General features: G+C 39.2%; 17 protein-coding genes and 1 rRNA gene. 14 read left to right on the forward strand and 4 right to left on the reverse strand.

Annotated elements, in window-relative coordinates:
• Positions 1 to 34 precede the first annotated feature (34 nt).
• Positions 35 to 150: ribosomal RNA gene (gene rrf / locus IGJ53_RS02225) — 5S ribosomal RNA — on the forward strand.
• Between the two features lie 52 nt (positions 151 to 202).
• Here rrf and IGJ53_RS02230 read toward each other — a convergent pair.
• The 4 genes from IGJ53_RS02230 to IGJ53_RS02245 all read right to left on the reverse strand — a co-directional run bounded on the left by IGJ53_RS02230 (position 203) and on the right by IGJ53_RS02245 (position 3,539).
• Positions 203 to 673 carry a glutathione peroxidase gene (locus IGJ53_RS02230; RefSeq protein WP_002308095.1) on the reverse strand — a complete coding sequence of 157 codons (471 nt, stop codon included), beginning with the start codon at positions 671 to 673 and terminating at the stop codon, positions 203 to 205.
• Positions 674 to 833: 160 nt separating this feature from the next.
• Complete coding sequence (locus IGJ53_RS02235; protein ID WP_259742269.1) at positions 834 to 1,292, reverse strand: S-ribosylhomocysteine lyase; 459 nt, start codon at positions 1,290 to 1,292, stop codon at positions 834 to 836.
• A gap of 171 nt (positions 1,293 to 1,463) precedes the next feature.
• Positions 1,464 to 2,609: a cystathionine gamma-synthase gene (locus IGJ53_RS02240; RefSeq protein ID WP_010731933.1), complete on the reverse strand. Its 1,146-nt coding sequence runs from the start codon at positions 2,607 to 2,609 to the stop codon at positions 1,464 to 1,466.
• A 12-nt stretch (positions 2,610 to 2,621) separates the two neighbouring features.
• Complete coding sequence (locus tag IGJ53_RS02245; protein WP_259742270.1) at positions 2,622 to 3,539, reverse strand: PLP-dependent cysteine synthase family protein; 918 nt, start codon at positions 3,537 to 3,539, stop codon at positions 2,622 to 2,624.
• A gap of 427 nt (positions 3,540 to 3,966) precedes the next feature.
• Between IGJ53_RS02245 and efp the strand changes: the two genes are divergently transcribed.
• The 13 genes from efp to IGJ53_RS02310 all read left to right on the forward strand — a co-directional run bounded on the left by efp (position 3,967) and on the right by IGJ53_RS02310 (position 18,333).
• The gene (efp, locus tag IGJ53_RS02250; protein ID WP_002289434.1) at positions 3,967 to 4,530 is read left to right on the forward strand and encodes an elongation factor P; all 564 of its coding nucleotides are present in this window, start codon (positions 3,967 to 3,969) and stop codon (positions 4,528 to 4,530) included.
• Between the two features lie 197 nt (positions 4,531 to 4,727).
• Positions 4,728 to 5,495: a J domain-containing protein gene (locus IGJ53_RS02255; RefSeq protein WP_010731935.1), complete on the forward strand. Its 768-nt coding sequence runs from the start codon at positions 4,728 to 4,730 to the stop codon at positions 5,493 to 5,495.
• 127 nt (positions 5,496 to 5,622) lie between these two features.
• Positions 5,623 to 7,518, forward strand: a complete 1,896-nt coding sequence (locus IGJ53_RS02260) for an alkyl/aryl-sulfatase (protein WP_438749441.1) — start codon at positions 5,623 to 5,625, stop codon at positions 7,516 to 7,518.
• A gap of 287 nt (positions 7,519 to 7,805) precedes the next feature.
• Positions 7,806 to 9,065 (forward strand): diaminopimelate decarboxylase, encoded by a 1,260-nt coding sequence (gene lysA / locus IGJ53_RS02265; protein WP_010731937.1) that lies wholly within the window; start codon positions 7,806 to 7,808, stop codon positions 9,063 to 9,065.
• Positions 9,052 to 9,852, forward strand: coding sequence for a diaminopimelate epimerase (dapF, locus tag IGJ53_RS02270; protein WP_002400458.1), 801 nt, complete (start codon positions 9,052 to 9,054; stop codon positions 9,850 to 9,852). The genes lysA and dapF overlap by 14 nt, the downstream gene beginning before the upstream one ends.
• A 2-nt stretch (positions 9,853 to 9,854) precedes the next feature.
• Positions 9,855 to 10,736, forward strand: coding sequence for a 4-hydroxy-tetrahydrodipicolinate synthase (gene dapA, locus IGJ53_RS02275; protein WP_010731938.1), 882 nt, complete (start codon positions 9,855 to 9,857; stop codon positions 10,734 to 10,736).
• Positions 10,733 to 11,449 (forward strand): 4-hydroxy-tetrahydrodipicolinate reductase, encoded by a 717-nt coding sequence (gene dapB, locus IGJ53_RS02280; protein ID WP_010731939.1) that lies wholly within the window; start codon positions 10,733 to 10,735, stop codon positions 11,447 to 11,449. The genes dapA and dapB overlap by 4 nt, the downstream gene beginning before the upstream one ends.
• A gap of 5 nt (positions 11,450 to 11,454) precedes the next feature.
• Positions 11,455 to 12,150 carry a 2,3,4,5-tetrahydropyridine-2,6-dicarboxylate N-acetyltransferase gene (gene dapD, locus IGJ53_RS02285; protein ID WP_010731940.1) on the forward strand — a complete coding sequence of 232 codons (696 nt, stop codon included), beginning with the start codon at positions 11,455 to 11,457 and terminating at the stop codon, positions 12,148 to 12,150.
• A 15-nt stretch (positions 12,151 to 12,165) separates the two neighbouring features.
• On the forward strand, positions 12,166 to 13,167 hold the full coding sequence (locus IGJ53_RS02290; RefSeq protein WP_010731941.1) for an aspartate-semialdehyde dehydrogenase: 1,002 nt from the start codon (positions 12,166 to 12,168) through the stop codon (positions 13,165 to 13,167).
• Between the two features lie 8 nt (positions 13,168 to 13,175).
• Entirely contained in the window at positions 13,176 to 14,525 is a 1,350-nt protein-coding gene (locus tag IGJ53_RS02295; protein WP_438750512.1) for an aspartate kinase, read from the forward strand.
• Positions 14,485 to 15,636 (forward strand): M20 family metallopeptidase, encoded by a 1,152-nt coding sequence (locus IGJ53_RS02300; protein ID WP_438749446.1) that lies wholly within the window; start codon positions 14,485 to 14,487, stop codon positions 15,634 to 15,636. The genes IGJ53_RS02295 and IGJ53_RS02300 overlap by 41 nt, the downstream gene beginning before the upstream one ends.
• Positions 15,611 to 16,780, forward strand: a complete 1,170-nt coding sequence (locus IGJ53_RS02305; RefSeq protein WP_010731944.1) for a pyridoxal phosphate-dependent aminotransferase — start codon at positions 15,611 to 15,613, stop codon at positions 16,778 to 16,780. The genes IGJ53_RS02300 and IGJ53_RS02305 overlap by 26 nt, the downstream gene beginning before the upstream one ends.
• Before the next feature lie 173 nt (positions 16,781 to 16,953).
• Positions 16,954 to 18,333: an FAD-dependent oxidoreductase gene (locus tag IGJ53_RS02310; RefSeq protein WP_002291406.1), complete on the forward strand. Its 1,380-nt coding sequence runs from the start codon at positions 16,954 to 16,956 to the stop codon at positions 18,331 to 18,333.
• Positions 18,334 to 18,552: the final 219 nt, after the last annotated feature.

Consider the following 18,552-nt stretch of genomic DNA (forward strand, 5'->3'; position numbering starts at 1 on the left):
AACAAAATTTACTCAATAAAAGATAACACCACAGTGTGGTGGCGATAGCGAGAAGGATACACCTGTAACCATGCCGAACACAGAAGTTAAGCTTCTTAGCGCCGATTGTAGTGAGGGGTTGCCCCTTGTGAGAGTAGGACGTCGCCACGCAAAGGTAAAAAGATGAACTAGAAATAGTTCATCTTTTTTTATTTTTATTAAGTTAAAGAACGGATTCAATTGCAGTGGTCATTTTCAATGGAGAAGTTTGTGGTGCAAATCGTTCAATTACTTTTCCATTTCGATCAATCAAAAATTTAGTGAAATTCCATTTTATGGCTTTAGTGACCGTACCAGGAGCTTCATTTTTAAGATAAGTAAAAAGAGGATCTGTATTTTCTCCATTTACATCAATCAATTGATGCATAGGGAAGGTAACGCCATAAGTGGCTTTACAAGCTTCTGCTGCTTCAGTCGCTGAAGCTAGTTCTTGTTTAAATTGATTCGAAGGAAAGCCTAATATAACCAAACCTTGTGACTGATAAGCTTGATAAAGTTCTTCTAATTGCTCGAATTGCGGTGCTAGGCCGCATTTTGTTGCAGTATTGACGATGATTATTGGTTTGCCGGCATATTTTTCCAATGAATAAACTGTGCCGTCTTCTAAAGCAACTTCAAAATTATAGATAGACATAAAATTTTCTCCTTTCTATTATATGATAAAAAGAGTGCTAAACTGAAAACTAGCTATTTGTTTTCTCGTTTAGTACTCTTTTCAGACAATAAATAGTTAATAAAACGACTACGAAGATAAGATAGCTTTATTGCTTCTCACCTTTACGTTCTTTTAGAAACTATGCTTCTACTTCAGACCATTCATCGCGTTTTGCTAAAAATTCACGAGCTAAGGCTTGTGCACCTTCTAATGTATGACTAGCAGCCCAGCCGCATTGTGTTTCATTGCTTGCTGGCACTTCAGTAGCTTCAAGGACATCTTTCATGGTTGCTTCCAGAACATCTAAAATATCTTCGTAACTTTCATGGTTCAATACAGTCAAGTAAAAGCCTGTTTGGCATCCCATTGGTGACCAGTCTACGATATAATCTGCATGATTACGGATTAGTTCAGCAGTCAAGTGTTCCAGTGAATGCAGACTTGGCATATCCATATGTTCTTTATTTGGTTGTTTAAAGCGGACGTCGTATTTAATAATGACATCGCCATGTGCACCTGTTTTTCGATCGGCTACACGTACATGAGGTGCTTTGACTTTTGTATGGTCAAGATTAAAACTTTCGACATTCATTCTCATTTATAAGACTCCTATCTATTTGTTCATTTGTTTTGATGTTTTCCACTAAAGAATTATTTAGTGAAATTTACAAAAACGTCTTTCTACTTGATTCTAACACTTATCGTTTCCAAGGTGTAGCAATCTGAAATATTTTTTAGATTTTTCTGCTAAACCGTTTATGCGGACTTTCTAGTTTTTGATTGTGTCAAATGCCTGAGCTAAATCGTTTATGAGATCCTGACCATACTCAATTCCTACAGAAAGACGGATCAAGCCGTCCTTTATGCCAACCTCTTCACGTTTTTCTTTTGGAATAGACGCATGAGTCATGACAGAGGGAATTTCTACTAAACTTTCTACGCCACCTAAACTTTCTGCTAAAGTAAATAGTTGGAGAGATTCAACAAAAGGAATAGCAGTTGCTTCATTTTTTAAAGTAAAAGAAACCATTCCGCTAAAGCCGCTCATTTGTTGCTTAGCAATTCCATAAAGTTCATGGTCGGGTAATCCTGGATAGTAGACCTTTTCTACTGCTGGATGAGAAAAAAGAAAATCAGCTACTGCAAAAGCATTTTTTTGATGTTCCTCCATACGAACACTTAGAGTCTTGATTCCACGCTGAAGTAACCAGCTATCTTGAGGACCAAGAACGGCACCGATAGCATTTTGGTAAAATCCGATCTGCTCAGCCAGCTCTTTATGTCTAGTAGTCACTAAACCAGCTACTACATCGCTGTGTCCGCCTAGATATTTGGTGCCGCTGTGGACAACGATATCAGAACCAAGATCTAATGGTCTTTGAAAATAAGGAGTAGCAAATGTATTGTCAGCAATAACTATCAATCCATGTCGATGAGCCAGAGTGGCACTTTTTTCTAAATCAGTAATCTTTAGAAGCGGATTGCTAGGTGTTTCAAGATAAAGTGCTTTTGTATTGGGTTGGATGGATTGTTCTATTTTATCAAGATTGCTCGTATCTATGATCGTGTATTCGAGACCATTTTTAGTAAGAACCTTGTCAAATAGACGGAATGTTCCTCCATAGACATCATCTCCTAATAAGATATGATCGCCAGCTTCAAAAAGAGAAAAAACGGCATGAATCCCAGAAAGACCAGAAGAAAAAGCGAATCCTCGCACACCCCCTTCCAAATCAGCAATCAGTTCTTCCAATGCAAAACGAGTAGGATTACCAGATCTTGAATATTCATATTGTTTAGGATGACCGACTCCATCTTGCCGATAAGTGGATGTTTGATAAATAGGTACACTGACAGCTCCTGTTGTGGGATCTTCACTGATGCCTCCGTGGATCAATTTTGTTTGAATGTGCATGTTTCTTTCCTCCTATAAGTAAATGTTTTTTGATAAATAGCGGTCTGCTACGTCTGGAAAAATCGTAACGACACGATGACCAGGTGGTAAACGACGAATTTCTCTTAATGCTGCTGCAAAAGCCGCACCACTCGAACTCCCGACTAATAGTCCTTGTTCTCGTGCTAATTGCCTAGTATAGTTAAACCCTTCAACATCAGAGATTGTCTCGATCTGATCGATTGAAAGGGGAGAAAGAAACGGCGGAATGAATTCTACACCGATACCCTCAATTTCATGAGGGGCTGGATCTCCGCCATTTAACACAGAGCCCTCTGGTTCTACACCGATTATTCGAATGTCGGGATATTTTTCTTTCAAAAAGGTAGAAGTTCCAGCAAAGGTTCCACCGCTACCGATCCCTGCCACAAAACTATGGATATCTTCTTTGATTTCATGAAAGATTTCCGGTCCTAACGTATGATAGTAAGCAGCGGGATTATCTTTATTTTCAAATTGAAGAGGCAGATAGCTGTTCGATATCTCTTCTGCAAGTTTTTTACTTTTGCTGATGGCACCGACGATTCCTTTCTCACTAGGAGAATGGATGATCTTTGCTCCCAATGCTTTCATCAATTGTTGTTTTTCTAAGCTGAACTTCTCTGGAACAACAAAAATCGTTCTTAACCGATGTGTGAGTGCGGCCAGAGCAATCCCAATCCCTGTGTTTCCGGCAGTCGGTTCGATGATCGTCGTTTTTTCATTGATTTTTCCTTGGGCAAGTCCTTCTTTGATCAAATAACTGCCCAATCGATCTTTGATACTTCCTCCTGGATTTAAATATTCCAGTTTTGCATAAATAGCAGAACCTTTAGGCATAGAATAGTGCTGATTGTCAAAGCGATAAAGCGGTGTAGAACCAATAGCTTCTGTAATTGTCGAGATAATCATATGGACCTCCTAAAAAAGATAATAAAAAAAGGAGCTGACTATTAAATCAGCTCCTTGAAAGACATAGAGAAAAATTGAGTAGACAAAAAGGTAAGTTACCTAGTACTCATTCTATGAAGGGCAATTAATAGACATGACAAATAGTATGCTGCTTTTACGCACCATACAACAGCAACGATTCAATTGTTTTTGATTGCTGACTGTCATGTGTATCCCTCCAAGTAAAATTTTTATTAACGATAGCATGAAAAAAAATAAAAGTCAAAGGCTTGAAAGGAAAAATTTTTCGATAGTATCGTTTACCCGTATTTACTTTTTTTTGTCAAATAGTCATGAAACCTTAAAAGATAGAGAATACTCTAGTTTTCTGACCGGTTGTCTGATACAATAAAGTTGATTATGATAAAGAAAAGAAGGAGCAAAAATAATGATCTCAGCAAGTGATTTAAGAGCCGGTATGACGTTCGTTCAAGACGGTAAATTGATTAAAGTTCTGGATGCAAGCCACCATAAACCTGGTAAAGGAAATACAGTTATGCGTATGAAACTGAAAGATGTCCGTTCAGGCGCAACATACGACACAACGTTCAGACCAGAAGAAAAATTTGAAAAAGCACATATCGACACAAAACCTGTGCAATATTTGTACACGATGGACGATACAGCTTTCTTCATGGATTTGGAAACATATGAACAATATGAAATTCCTGTAGAAACAGTAGAAGAAGAAATGAAATATATCCTAGAAAACATGGAAGTAAAAATCCAATTCTTCGGTAGCGAAGTTATCGGTGTTCAATTACCAACAACTGTCGTGTTGCGTGTCGTGGAAACACAACCTTCAATCAAAGGTGCAACAGTTACTGGTTCAGGTAAACCAGCGACAATGGAAACTGGCTTAGTGGTCAATGTTCCTGACTTCATCGAAACAGATGAATTATTGGAAATCAATACAGCAGAAGGTTCTTATGTAAAACGTGCGTCAAAATAATGAGCTGACGAATTGATAAGAAGTTGAAAAACATAGCTTGACCTCTTGAAAAGTGGATCATCCGATCTGCCTTTCAAGAGGTTTTTTGTAGAACCAGCCGATTGAAAAATAAAAAAGTATTTGTTTTATTTACACTTTGAAATACAATTTAATTGAAAGATGTGATCTGTCGAATATTTTGAAAGAGAGGAATCTTTATGGGATTCATCCTATTACTGTTTTTTTATCTTTTGATTTTTTTGTTATGGGCAATAATTGTAACGCTTGCATTTCCAGAAGTGGCTTTGTACATAATTGTTGTTTTGTTTTCGATGTTCCTTCCGAATGAAATAGGTGGGCGATATATTGAATTATTGGAATTTTTTCAGCCTATCATCCATTATTTTCAACGATTTACAGAAGCGCATCTGTCTGTAAAATTATTTATTCTTTTAAGCATTCCACTGAGTTACCTGCTGTTGTCTAGTCTATTACAATTTTTTGGTATTTATCCATTGCAGATCATAGGATCATGTATGACGATAATTACTGTTTTTTATTTATTAAATGTTATTTTTCAATTAGCTTTGATTTGGAATATTTTGCTGACAGTTCCGATCTCTCTTGTAGCAATTGGTATCCGTTTAGTTGTTTATCATTCTTTGAATAAGTATTTTCATAAGTGTACGTATTTATTCACTTTTTTACTCAAAGAAAAAAATGAAAAGAAAGATACTTCTGAACATACGCAACAATCATCTAATCAAAATAGGAACAACGAAAAAACTTCTTTAGTAATCAACGAGCCTTTTGAACTGGAAGCTTATTTTAGGCTGATCTTAGGTGTAGATGAACAGGCAACAAAAGAAGAGATCAAACATGCCTATCGACAAAAAGTCATGAAGTATCATCCAGATAAATCCGTAGAAGAAAATGCGAAAGAAAAGTACGAAGAGATTATCGAAGCCTATAAATATTTGAAATAGTTTCAAATTGCTATGTTTCCTTTTATTTTCCTACTGCTTGTATAACCAAGACAGCGTTTTCTTTCTCTTTATATTAAAATAATATTATAATTAAATTAGTTTAAAAAGAGAAAACGGAGGCTGAATAATGGAGAAGCATACGACGAAAGAGACACAGAAAGAAAATAACAACGTAAAAAAACAATTGAACTTTGCGGATAATCATGAATTTATGTTAGCTAGCCAGAATTGTGTCGCTCCCTTTAACCATTTAGAGATTATTCAAGACGGAAAAGTTATATGGAGCCAGAAAGCTTATGCATTTTTAGAAGAGGAATGTCCAAACTGTGCGAATCCAAGTCTTTGGGAAAATGCGCGATGTAACCATCAAACGGGTCTCTTTCGTGTCACTGAGCAAATCTTTCAGTTACGGGGATTTGATATGGCCAACCTCACACTGGTTCTTACTCCAAACAATAAATGGATTGTCTTTGATACATTGATGAGTATCGAATGTTCAAGAGCAGCGATTGAGTTTGCAAATCGCTGGTTTAATGAAAACGGGTATCCAGAAGTGGAGGGGAATCTTGCAGGAATCATTATCAGTCATTCCCATGTTGATCATTTTGGTGGCATACGCGGTTTGTTTAAAGACTTCGAAGTAGATCCTTCTGTTCCGATTTATGTACCTGAAGGATTTACGGAATCTGCTATTTCTGAGAACCTTATGGTAGGGAAGGCCATGGGAAGAAGAGCAGTCTTTCAATATGGCTCTTCCTTAGAAAAAAGTCCATTTGGTTCCTTATCTGTTGGGATTGGACAAGGACAATCTACAGGCACGATCAGTTTTGAGCTTCCTACTTGTGAGATCACTGAAAATAAAATAATCGCTATCGATGGATTAGATCTGGAGTTCCAATTGATCCCTGGCACAGAAGCCCCTGCCGAAATGAATACGTATATTCCAGCATATCAAGCGCTTTGGATGGCAGAAAACTGCACTTGTACGATGCATAATCTTTATACTCTCCGAGGGGCACAGATACGAGATGGAAAAAGCTGGTCGAGATACCTTATCGAGGCACAACGGCGCTATGGACCAAAAGCAAAAGTATTGTTCCATGCGCATACTTGGCCGCGGTACGCCACTGAGGAGGAACCAGATGCTATTAACAGGTATTTACTAGACCAAGCACGGTTATATAAAGGAATTCATGATGAATCACTTAAAGCTGTCAATGCCGGGTATACCATAAACGAATTAGCAGAACAAGTCGCTTTGCCAGAAGAGCTGACAAAACAGTGGTATCTAAGACCATATTACGGAACGATTGCTCATAATAGCAAGGCGGTTTATCAAAAGTATATCGGTTGGTATGATTCAAATCCGGTGAATTTAAATCCGCTTCCTCCTGAACGGGAAGCGAAACAAATGGTAAAGTACATGGGTGGAGCAGAGGCTATCTTAGAAAAAGCGCATGAAGATTATGAAAAAGGAAATTATCAATGGGCGGCAAAAGTTACGAATTTTGTCATTTACGCAGATCCTGAAAATAAAGAAGCAAGAGCGCTTTGCCGGCGATCGTTGACACAACTAGGGTATCAAACGGAATCTGGGGCTTGGCGAAATGAGTACTTGACTGGGGCACTGGAATTAAAGGAAGATGTGGACTTGTTTTCAATTGAATCGGCTGATTCGTCAGAGCTATCGGCACAGATGAATGGAGAAATGTTGCTGGATTATTTAAGCATCCATACTATTTCGACCAAAAAACAACAGACGGGCATGGTAAAGTTCACAGATGACTGGCAACTTTCAAATGGTCAAATCCATTCATTGCCAACGACTTATTTCATTGATTATTGGCAAGGAATTTTGACTTATTATCCTATTTCTTCAGACAAAGAGGAGGTCACGCTTATTTATGAAGGAAAAAGATTAGCATTCCTCCAGCAAATGCTTGATTCCTCAGGTGAACCACGAAACTGGTCCATGCTTTTTAAAGCAGATACAAACAACTATTTCAATATCATGGAACCGTGAAAATAGTTGAAATAACTCATAAATTTAAAATATCCGAACGATATGGAAGTAAGAAGGGTTTATCATCGCTAAACAGCGATAAACCTCTGCTGGTATGCAGGAATATTCTTCTGATGGTTCGGATATTTTATTTTTTGTACCCATTTTTATTTTTGTTTTAAAAAAATGTTTCGAAATATACTAGACAATTCAGAAAATTTTGTATAATATTATTCCAATAAAATTCAAATCTTTATCAAATGAAATTCCAATAAAAACGGAAAAAATGTGAAAAGAGGAATGAAAAAATGACAGAATTGATAATTGGCGGAGTCACAGCAAGCACATTAGCAGAAAAGTATAAGACACCTCTGTATGTGTATGACGAAGAAAAGATGAGACAAACGATGCTGTCATTCAAGCGAGGCTTTGTATCGAAGCATTTTGATACAAAAGTGCTTTACGCCTCTAAAGCATTCCAAACGATTGAGATGCTGCGTTTAGTCCATGAATATGGATTTGGGCTGGATGTTGTCAGCGGTGGGGAAATCTATACCGCTTTGCAAGCTGATTTTCCTAGAGATGCTATTTATTTCCATGGTAATAACAAGACCCCAGAAGAACTGATCTATGCACTTGAAAATGAGTTGTTGCATGTTGTTGCCGATAACTTGATGGAAGTCGAGTTATTAGAAGAATTAAGCCAACGCTATTCTAAAAAAGTCGATGTCATGCTTCGGTTGAATGTCGGTGTAGAAGCCCATACTCATGAATATATCGTCACTGCACATATTGATTCAAAATTCGGCATGAGCTATGAAAGTAAAGAGTGTCAGCAAGCTCTCCAATTGATAAAAGAAAGCAGTTATCTAGAGTTAGAAGGTTTTCATGCCCATATTGGGTCACAAATTTTTGATGTTACTGCTTGGCTAGCTGAAATCGACAAATTGACGAGTTACTTAACCGATTTTGACCAACCACTTTCCTTGAATCTCGGGGGAGGATTCGGTATTCGTTATACACAAAATGATCAGCCAATCCCAATCGAAGAGGCACTAAAAAAGCTGATTGAATATACGGAAGAAGCTTTGGACAAACGAAAACTGACGATTCGTCAACTACTGATCGAACCAGGAAGAAGTATTGTTGGGGAAGCTGGTACAACACTATACACGATTGGCTTCATCAAAAAGACACCACATAAAAAATATTACTTTGTAGATGGCGGGATGACAGATAATATCCGCCCAGCTCTGTATCAGGCAGCATACGATTGTGATTTAGCAGAAAAACTGTCGGAAGAAAAAACAGAAAAAGTGACGATTGCAGGAAAAATGTGTGAATCAGGTGATGTGGTAATCAAAGAAACTTATTTGCCGAAAGCAAAATCGGGTGATCTTTTAGCTGTTTATTCCACGGGGGCTTACGGATATTCGATGAGCAGCAACTACAATCGAGCGACACGACCAGCAGTTGTTTTTGTCAATAATGGTCAATCAAGACTGGTTGTTCGCAGACAAGCATTTTCTGATCTACTAAGGGGGGAAGTTTCTTATGATCCTTCATAAATATAATGGCTGTGGAAATGATTTTATCTTATTAGATTACACAGAGGATACGGATTATAGTCAATTAGCCGCTTCTTTATGCGCAAAAGAAAAATATGACACAGACGGATTGATCGCCGTAAAAACCGATCCGTTGGAAATGATCTATTACAACAAAGATGGTAGCCGTGCCCCTATGTGCGGAAATGGTATTCGCTGTTTTGCTCGATATGTGAATGATCAAAATAGGGTGGATGAACAGGAATTCAACGTAGAGACGTTAGCAGGCACAAGAAAAATTACGGTGTTGGATCCCTCACCTTTTTATTGCAGCGTAGATATGGGAGTGCCAGATGATTCTCCAGAAAAAATCAAAGCTGCACAATCTTATCCAATAAAAAACCAGGAAATAGAGATTGGTGGCGAAAAAGTAACGATCACTAGTTTATTTTTAGGGACGATCCATACCGTTGTTTTTGTTGAAAATGCGCGTGAGGAAGTCTGGAAAAAAAGAGGCGAACTGATCTGTCATCATCCTTTATTCAAAGAAAAAACCAATGTCAACTTTGTAGAAGTAGTCAATGAACAAGAATTGACCGTCCGTACCTATGAAAGAGGAGTAGGTTGGACACTTGCTTGCGGTACAGGTTGCTGTGCCTCTTATGCGGTTGCGAAGGAAACTGGGAAGATTTCAGCAGATCAGGTAGTCGTTCACTTGGAACAAGGAGACTTGATGATCTCTGGTGAGGATACGATACAAATGGCTGGTCCAGCAGTTCATGAATGGACAAGAATATTGGAGGAATGAAGATGATAAAAGGTTCGATCGTGGCGCTGATCACGCCGATGAATGAAGAGGGATCAGTAGATTATGCTGGTTTGGAAAAATTGATCCAATTCCATTTAGATGAACAAACAGACGGATTATTAGTTTTGGGTACAACAGGAGAATCTTCTACACTCACACAATCTGAGGAGGAGAAGATCCTTCAACTGACAGTAAAGAAAGTGGCTGGCCGTGTGCCGGTGATTGCAGGAGCTGGAACGAATAATACGAAAGAAACGATTGAAAAAGCGAAGCATTTTGCTTCTTTGGGCGCAGATGCACTTTTGGTCATCACTCCTTACTACAACAAAACAAGTGATGCAGGATTAGCTGCTCATTTCACAGCAATTGCAGAAGCCTCGCCAATCCCGCTTATTTTATATAATGTCCCTTCTAGAACAGGCATGTCGATTCCAATCCATGTACTAGTAAATTTAGCAGAACATCCTAATATCATTGGTTTGAAAGAAGCCTCAGGAGATATGGCTTATGTGATGGATGCCGCTCGATTGATTAGCGAAAGATTCAGCCTTTACAGCGGAAATGATGATTTGATCCTGCCAGTAATGAGTGTAGGAGGGAGCGGTGTAATCAGTGTATGGGCAAATATCCAGCCTAAAATAGTCCATAAGTTAGTAAAAGATACGATGGACGGAAGATGGCAGCAAGCAAAAGAAAAACAATTAAATGCACTTGAACTGATCCATGCCTTGTTCAGTGAGACCAATCCTATTCCTGTCAAAGCAGCTATGTCATTATTAAATTTACCTTCAGGACCTCTACGCCTGCCTTTAGTGTCCCTTTCGGAAGAGAAAAAGAAACAATTAGCTCAGCTTTTGCTAAAGGAAAGGACGGTTGAAAAATGAAAATCGGACTGATTGGCACTGGACAGATGGGAAATAGAGTCGAAGAAGTTGCACAAGAAAGAGGAGATACGGTCCTTCTTTTACGGACGGCACCTAAAGAAGCAACTACGCTTGCTTTTACGGAACTGCCAGAACTGCTTATTGATTTTTCTCATCCAGATAATTTAGAGATGATCCTTTCGTATAGCTTGTCTTATCAACTTCCGTTAGTCATTGGCACGACAGGTTATACACAATCACAGTTCCAAGAAATGGAAGAACATGCCAAGCAGATACCTGTGATGTATAGTGCTAATTTTTCGTTAGGCATCATGGTGATGAACCAACTGATCAAGCAAGCAGCTGCAATGTTGCAAGGCTGGCAGATCGAACTGATTGAAAAACATCATAGTCGTAAAAAAGATGCACCATCTGGTACCGCGAATATGCTGCTTCAAACAATCCAAGAAGTACAAAAGCTTCAGCCTATATACAACTGGCAAGGACAAAAAAGAGAAGAAAATCAAATTGGTGTACACAGTATTCGTGCAGGTTCTTTACCTGGTGAACATGAGGTAATGTTTGCAGCTCCCGATGAAGTATTTACGGTCAAACATGAATCTTTTTCTAATCGAATCTTTGCTGCAGGTGCAGTAGAAGCAGCGGACTGGTTGAAAAATCAGCCACCAGGTTATTACAAATTAGAAGATTTATTAATGGATAAAGGGGTGTAAGAAACGTGGAAGCTCAAGAAATCATCCGCTACATTCAAACGGCATCTAAAAAGACGCCTGTGAAAGTCTATCTGAATGTAACCGAGCCAATCGAATTTAAAGACAGCAAAGTTTTTGGTGAAGGAAACAGCTTCGTTGTTTTTGGTGACTATGAGTCGATTGCTCCGGTTTTAGAAGCTGAAGCGGAAAAAATCATTGAAATCGAAATCGAAACTGCTGCAAGATACAGTGCAGTTCCTTTGCTGGATATCAAAAAAATCAATGCCCGTATCGAACCAGGTGCTATTATCAGAGATCAAGTGTCCATCGGCAACAATGCCGTGATCATGATGGGAGCGATTATCAATATCGGTGCAGTAATCGGTGAAAACACGATGATTGATATGGGTGCTGTCTTAGGTGGACGAGCGACAGTGGGCAAAAACTGCCATATTGGTGCAGGAGCTGTCTTAGCAGGTGTAATCGAACCCGCATCGGCTAAACCGGTTATCGTAGAAGACGGCGTACTGGTAGGTGCGAATGCAGTGATTGTTGAAGGTGTCCATATCGGAAAAGATGCAGTCGTGGCAGCAGGAGCAGTGGTTTTAGAAGATGTGGCAGCAGGTACTGTTGTCGGTGGAATACCTGCACGTGTCTTGAAAATAAGTGATGATCAGACAAAAGAAAATACAGCATTGATTGCTGCGTTACGCGAATTATAGAGGAGATGGAGAAAAATGCGCGAAATAGATACCTGTATTGTGGGGGCAACCGGATTAGTCGGACAAACGATGCTTAAAGTGTTAGAAGAATATGATTTTCCAGTAGGACGATTGAAATTATTAGCGTCAAAACGTTCAGCTGGAAAAGTTTGTGTATTCAAGGGGAAGAAACACACTGTACAGGAATTGACAGAAACTTCATTTGAAGGATATGATTTAGCGCTATTTTCTGCAGGTGCTTCTGTATCCAAAGAGTTTGCGCCAATCGCAAGAAGCCAAGGATTATTTGTTATAGATAATTCCTCGGCATGGCGAGAAGATTCGGATATTCCATTGATCGTTCCAGAGGTCAATCTCGAAGACTATACATTGAATCGGCTGATTGCGAATCCAAATTGTTCAACCATTCAAGCGGTACTACCACTTAAAGCTTTACAAGAAGCCTTTGGAATCCAACGAGTCAACTATTCGACCTATCAAGCAGTTTCTGGTTCTGGACAGAAAGGTATCCAAGATCTTTACCGCACGCAAAATGACGAGGAACCAGCTTTGTATCCTTATAATATTAGTCAAACGGTGATTCCAGAAATCGATCAGCCTTTGGAAAATGGCTATACCAAAGAAGAACAGAAAATGATAAATGAGACCCGTAAGATTCTGCATCAGCCTGATTTGCCAGTATCAGCAACCTGTGTACGTGTGCCAATCGAGAATGGACACGGAGTCTCGGTGGCCGTTCAGTTGCAAAAAGAGTTTACGATTGAAGAAGTTAGAGAGTGTCTCAGTCAGTTTCCAGGGATCCAATTAGAAGATGATCTAGCAGCACATAAATATCCGACGAGCATTCTTGCTAGAGGAACAGATACGGTTTATGCTGGGAGGATCAGAAAAGACACCTCTTTAGAGAACGGACTGTTGTTCTATACAACTGCCGATAACATACGCAAAGGAGCCGCTGCGAATGCCGTACAGATTGCTGCAGCTTTAATGCAGAAAATAGCGGAGGTGGCAAGATGAGTAATACGCTGAAAATAGCAAAATTCGGCGGAACATCGATGTCTCATGAAGAACAATTCAAAAAAGTCCGTACAATTGTTCTTTCAGATCCCAATCGTCAAGTGATCGTTGTTTCTGCTTTAGGCAAACGTACGTCAGATGATGACAAAGTAACAGACTTACTTTATTTGATTTATGCCTACCTTCAGCATCATGTTGATTGGACCCCCCTTTGGGAAAGGATCTGTGAACGTTTCATTCAAGTAAGAGATCTTCTTGACCTGCAGTTACCTGTGGAAGAGGAACTGGCACGCATACAAAAACAACTGGAAGATGAAAAGATAACTGAAGATTATTTAGTAAGCAGAGGTGAATATCTGACTGCTCGACTGATGGCTGAGTATCTTGGTTACCAGTTCATTGATGCAAAGGACCTGCTGTTCTTTGACTATGATGGAAAAATCGATGAGGAAAAAACAGCACAGGAAATCACAAAAGCATTTAAAAGATATCCGAAAATGGTTGTTCCAGGATTTTACGGGGCAAACCCTGCAGGCAAAGAAAAATTATTGGGACGTGGGGGAAGGGACATTACTGGCGCGATACTGGCGAAGATGCTACAAGCGGCGAGTTATGAGAATTGGACAGATGTTTCAGGAATCATGATGGCTGATCCGCGAATCATCGATCATCCTAAAATCATCGAGGAAATCTCTTTTAGAGAGCTGAGAGAGATGGCTTATATGGGGGCTAATGTTCTTCATGAAGCAGCTGTTTTCCCAGTTCAAGAGGCGGATATCCCCATCCAAATAAAAAATACCAATGATCCTTTCGCTCAAGGAACAAAAATATCGAATCACGAAGTGGAAAAGAAAAATGGACTGACAGGAATAGCTGGACGCAAGGATTTTCTTTCGATCACTTTATTCAAACGTCATATGTCCGATGAAATCGGGTTTATCTGGAAAGCAATGAGCATTTTTGCTAAACATGAGATATCAATCGAACATATTCCTTCAGGGATCGACAATATCGGAGTGATCGTTTCAGCAGAAGCGATTGCCGATAAATTATTTCTCATCACGAAAGAATTAAAAGAAACACTTGGTGTGGAAGAAATCGTCGTTATCGAAGACTTAGCTTTGATCTCTGTCGTTGGCGGACCGCATAAAGAATTGATCGGTTTATCTGGAAAAGTGTTATCGATATTGAACAAATTAGAAATTCGCACATCGATTTTATCACAAGGAGCACAGGAGTTGAATCTAATCATCGGTGTACCGAATGATCAGTATGAAACCGTAGTGAAGGGTATCTATGAAGGGATGGTGAATACGGATGCTGAAAGAATATCGAATGGCACTCCATCAAATTCCTGAAATCGGGTTTCATGAATTCAAGACAAAAAAATATTTATATGAACAAGTAAAAAATAGTGGAGCCGTTATCCATGAAATCGGCGAAACAGGACTGCTTCTTTATTTTGATAATCAACAAGAAGAAACGATTGCTTTTCGAACAGATATCGATGCACTGCCAGTCAAAGAAGAAACGAATCTCTCTTTTGCTTCTAAGCATGAAGGGTATATGCATGCATGTGGTCATGACGGACATATGGCGATGCTTTTAGGGTTGACCGACTTTATAACTGAACACATCGAGGAGCTTATTTATAATGTAGTACTGATCTATCAGCCATCAGAAGAAATTTCCGGCGGCGCACAAAGTGTTATTCAGTCAGGATTGTTAGATAAATATGAAGTACAAGCAATATTTGGCTTTCATCTATGGCCTGGACTAGCGAAAGGAGAAGTTTTTTCTCGACCAGGACCTTTGATGGCACAAAGCAGTGAAACAGACATTATCATCAAGGGCCAGTCCGCGCATATTGCTTCTAGTGAAAAAGGAATCGATAGTCTGGAGGCAGCTGTACGATTTTTGAAGAATGTTTATGATTTTGATCGGCAATTACCGGCAGAGTGGAATCATCTAATGAAATTTGGTCAAATCCAAGGTGGAACGATCCGGAATGTTTTAGCTGGAGAAGTTATTGTATCCGGAAGTATCCGTTCTTACAGTTCAGATATGCAAAATTATTTGAAGAGGGGATTAGTTCATTTAGCAGAACAGTTTCACTCTGCAGCTACTATTTCTTTCCGCTATAATGACGGCTATCCAGCCGTGATCAATCATAGAGGCTTATATGCAGCATTGTCGGATTCAAACAAACTACATGAATTAGAGGATCCAGTTCTTCAAGCCGAAGATTTTGGCATATATACGCAACAATATCCATGTGCATTTTTCTTTTTAGGTGTCGGTGATACCCCTGCTTTACATGATCCGACGTTCGATTTTGATATGGATGTTTTAGAAAATGGTGTAGAATGGTATAAAACGATTCTTTTTACAGAAAATCTTCTTGAAAAAATCGATAGCAGTTCAAAAGAGGAGCGAGTAAATAATGATGAATTTATCCAATCGATTTAATCCCAGACTTTCTAGAATAGAAGTATCTAAAATACGGCAATTCGATCAGCAAATATCGTCGATACCAGATGTGATCAAGCTCACCTTGGGAGAACCGGATTTTCCGACTCCCGAACATGTCAAACAAGCCGGAATAGCAGCGATTGAAGAAGACTTTTCTCACTATACCGGAATGAGAGGTCTGGAGGAACTGCGGGAAGCTGCTTGTATGTTTCAGCAGCAGCGTTATGGATTAACTTATGATCCGCAAACGGAAGTTTTGACGACGGTTGGTGCAACGGAAGCGATTGCCTCTGCATTGTTATCTGTTTTAGAAGAAGGAGACAAGGTTCTTATTCCAGCGCCTGCTTATTCAGGATATCAGCCATTAGTGGAACTAGCTGGTGCTGAATTGATCCCGATAGATACTTCTGACACAGGGTTTGTCTGTCAGCCGGAACAATTTGAACGAGCATTTGAACAATATGGATCAGCTATCAAAGCAGTCATTTTAAATTATCCTAACAATCCAACTGGGACGACATTGTCTGCAAGCCAGTTGGAGGCAATCGCTGAAGTTTTAAAAAAATATCCGGTATTTGTTATAAGTGATGAAGTATATGCTGAATTGACTTACACTGGAACGCATATGTCCATAGCTTCTTATCTTCCGGAACAAACAATCGTGATAAGCGGGTTATCCAAGTCACATGCGATGACTGGTTGGCGAGTGGGGTTTATTTTTGCTCAAAAAGCCCTTATTGACGAACTAATTAAAGTCCATCAATATCTGGTGACTGCGGCTACAACGATGTCGCAAAAAGCTGCGGCTGAAGCGCTAATAAATGGAGTAAAAGATAGCGAGAATATGAAAGAGCAATATCAAACACGAAGAGACTATCTGGTCCAGCAATTGGCGCCTTTAGGATTTGAAGTGACTCAGCCAAACGGTGCATTTTATTTATTTTGCAAACTCCCAGCTGTCATTCAAACCGACTCTTGGCAGTTTTGTGTAGACTTAGCGGAACAGGCAAAAGTTGCGTGTATCCCTGGCATTGCATTTGGCCCAGAAGGAGAAGGCTATATACGGATTTCTTATGCTAGCAGCATGGAAAACTTACATGAAGCTTGCAAAAGAATCAAAGACTTTTTAACAGAACAGTGATTCATGAATTTTCTCAAAAAACAATCGGCATCTTTGCGGTATATTCTGCAAGCTGCCGATTGTTTTTTAAATTTGGTTCAAATGAACGCGTTTCTTTTGATTCATAACTGATGTAATGTTAAGTTTAAATTGTTTAGAATGATTTTAAAAGAATATTCAAGGAGGTTTCATCAATGGAAAAAATCAAAGTTGTCATTGTAGGTGCATCTCATGGAGGGCATCAATCGATCTTGGAACTATTGACACGATACGGTGAAAATGTAGATATCACGCTATTTGAAGCAGGAGACTATGTTTCCTTCATGTCATGCGGTATGGAGCTGTATCTAGAAGACAAGGTAACAGATGTAAATGATGTACGTAATTTCAGACCAGAAAACTTTCCGCAATCCAATGTTCATATTTTAAATAATCACGAAGTAAAAACGATCGATGCAGATAAAAAAACAGTAACGGTTACTAGCGCATCAGATAACGAAACAAAAGAATATCCTTATGATAAATTGATCTTGAGTTCTGGTGTCAAACCAAACAATTTGCCAGTACCAGGGGCAGATTTAGAAAATGTCTACTTGATGCGTGGATACAATTGGGCAACCAAAATCAAAGAAAAATTAAATGATCCGGCTATTAAAAAAATCGCTGTCGTAGGTGCTGGTTACATTGGGATCGAAGCAGCAGAAGCAAGCCGAAAAGCTGGGAAAGAAGTCGTCTTGCTTGATGTGATCGACAGACCCTTAGGCACTTATTTAGATGCTGAGATGACAGACATTTTAGAACAACACCTAAATGAAAACGGTATTGAAGTTTTGACAAACGCCAAAATCGAAGCCTTTACCGGAAACGGAAAAGTGGAAGCAATCAAAACAAGTGAAAAAGAAATCCCAGCAGATCTAGTCATCCAAGCTGCTGGTGTGAAGGCAAATACTGAATGGTTAAAAGGGATCGTCGACTTAGATGAACGTGGCTGGATCCAAACGAATGAATACTTGCAAACAAATCTTCCAGATGTGTATGCAGTAGGAGATGCTACACTTGCTTATTCTATCCCTGCACGCAAAAAAATGCCGATTGCTTTAGCGACTGTTGCACGTAGAGAAGCACGTTATGTAGTAAAACATCTTTTTGAAGAAGTACCAAATAAACCGTTCGGCGGAGTCGTAGGTTCCTCCGCATTAAGTGTCTTCGACTACCATTTTGCAGCAAGCGGATTGAATAGCTTCACTGCAGCAAAAGCAGGAGTAGATGTACGAGTGTCTTATTATGAAGATACGTTACGACCAAAATATGTACCAGAAGAACAAGGAAATCCAAAAGTGTCCATCCAATTATTCTCAGATCCAATGACCCATCAATTGCTAGGAGGAGCAGTATTATCTACCTATGATGTTACAGGTCAAGGAAATGTGTTGGCACTAGCGATCCAAAATAAACTGACTTTAGAAGAACTGGCAGAAGCCGACTTCTTCTTCCAACCAGGTTTTGACCGACAATGGAGCATGTTGAATCTAGCCGCTCAACAAGCATTAGGAGAAGAACCATTTGTAGAATAAGAAAACGAAATATTTGAAAAGAGGTTGTGACAGAAGTGGTCAGCTTCAAGAAATAAGAAGAAATTTACGAAAATTGTTTCTCAAATTTTTGTGAAATTTCGGCTTATTTCCGAAGAAGCTACTTCTGGAACACCGTGTATCAGAGGTTGTGAAAAAGCTGCCCTGCATCAAGTAATAAGAACAGTCAAGTAAAAACAGCTTCTTATGTTTTTAACTTGG

It is taken from the genome of Enterococcus sp. DIV1283b (genome assembly GCF_051710965.1).
GTDB lineage: Bacteria > Bacillota > Bacilli > Lactobacillales > Enterococcaceae > Enterococcus_B > Enterococcus_B lactis.

Excerpts from the sequence above, each read along its gene's own strand:
- IGJ53_RS02300 (WP_438749446.1), top strand. The coding sequence starts at position 14,485 with ATGCTGAAAGAATATCGAATGGCACTCCATCAAATTCCTGAAATCGGG.
- IGJ53_RS02235 (WP_259742269.1), bottom strand. The coding sequence starts at position 1,292 with ATGAGAATGAATGTCGAAAGTTTTAATCTTGACCATACAAAAGTCAAA.
- lysA (WP_010731937.1), top strand. The coding sequence starts at position 7,806 with ATGACAGAATTGATAATTGGCGGAGTCACAGCAAGCACATTAGCAGAA.
- IGJ53_RS02260 (WP_438749441.1), top strand. The coding sequence starts at position 5,623 with ATGGAGAAGCATACGACGAAAGAGACACAGAAAGAAAATAACAACGTA.
- dapF (WP_002400458.1), top strand. The coding sequence starts at position 9,052 with ATGATCCTTCATAAATATAATGGCTGTGGAAATGATTTTATCTTATTA.
- efp (WP_002289434.1), top strand. The coding sequence starts at position 3,967 with ATGATCTCAGCAAGTGATTTAAGAGCCGGTATGACGTTCGTTCAAGAC.
- IGJ53_RS02310 (WP_002291406.1), top strand. The coding sequence starts at position 16,954 with ATGGAAAAAATCAAAGTTGTCATTGTAGGTGCATCTCATGGAGGGCAT.
- IGJ53_RS02230 (WP_002308095.1), bottom strand. The coding sequence starts at position 673 with ATGTCTATCTATAATTTTGAAGTTGCTTTAGAAGACGGCACAGTTTAT.
- IGJ53_RS02305 (WP_010731944.1), top strand. The coding sequence starts at position 15,611 with ATGATGAATTTATCCAATCGATTTAATCCCAGACTTTCTAGAATAGAA.
- IGJ53_RS02290 (WP_010731941.1), top strand. The coding sequence starts at position 12,166 with ATGCGCGAAATAGATACCTGTATTGTGGGGGCAACCGGATTAGTCGGA.
- IGJ53_RS02240 (WP_010731933.1), bottom strand. The coding sequence starts at position 2,609 with ATGCACATTCAAACAAAATTGATCCACGGAGGCATCAGTGAAGATCCC.
- IGJ53_RS02255 (WP_010731935.1), top strand. The coding sequence starts at position 4,728 with ATGGGATTCATCCTATTACTGTTTTTTTATCTTTTGATTTTTTTGTTA.
- dapB (WP_010731939.1), top strand. The coding sequence starts at position 10,733 with ATGAAAATCGGACTGATTGGCACTGGACAGATGGGAAATAGAGTCGAA.
- IGJ53_RS02245 (WP_259742270.1), bottom strand. The coding sequence starts at position 3,539 with ATGATTATCTCGACAATTACAGAAGCTATTGGTTCTACACCGCTTTAT.
- dapA (WP_010731938.1), top strand. The coding sequence starts at position 9,855 with ATGATAAAAGGTTCGATCGTGGCGCTGATCACGCCGATGAATGAAGAG.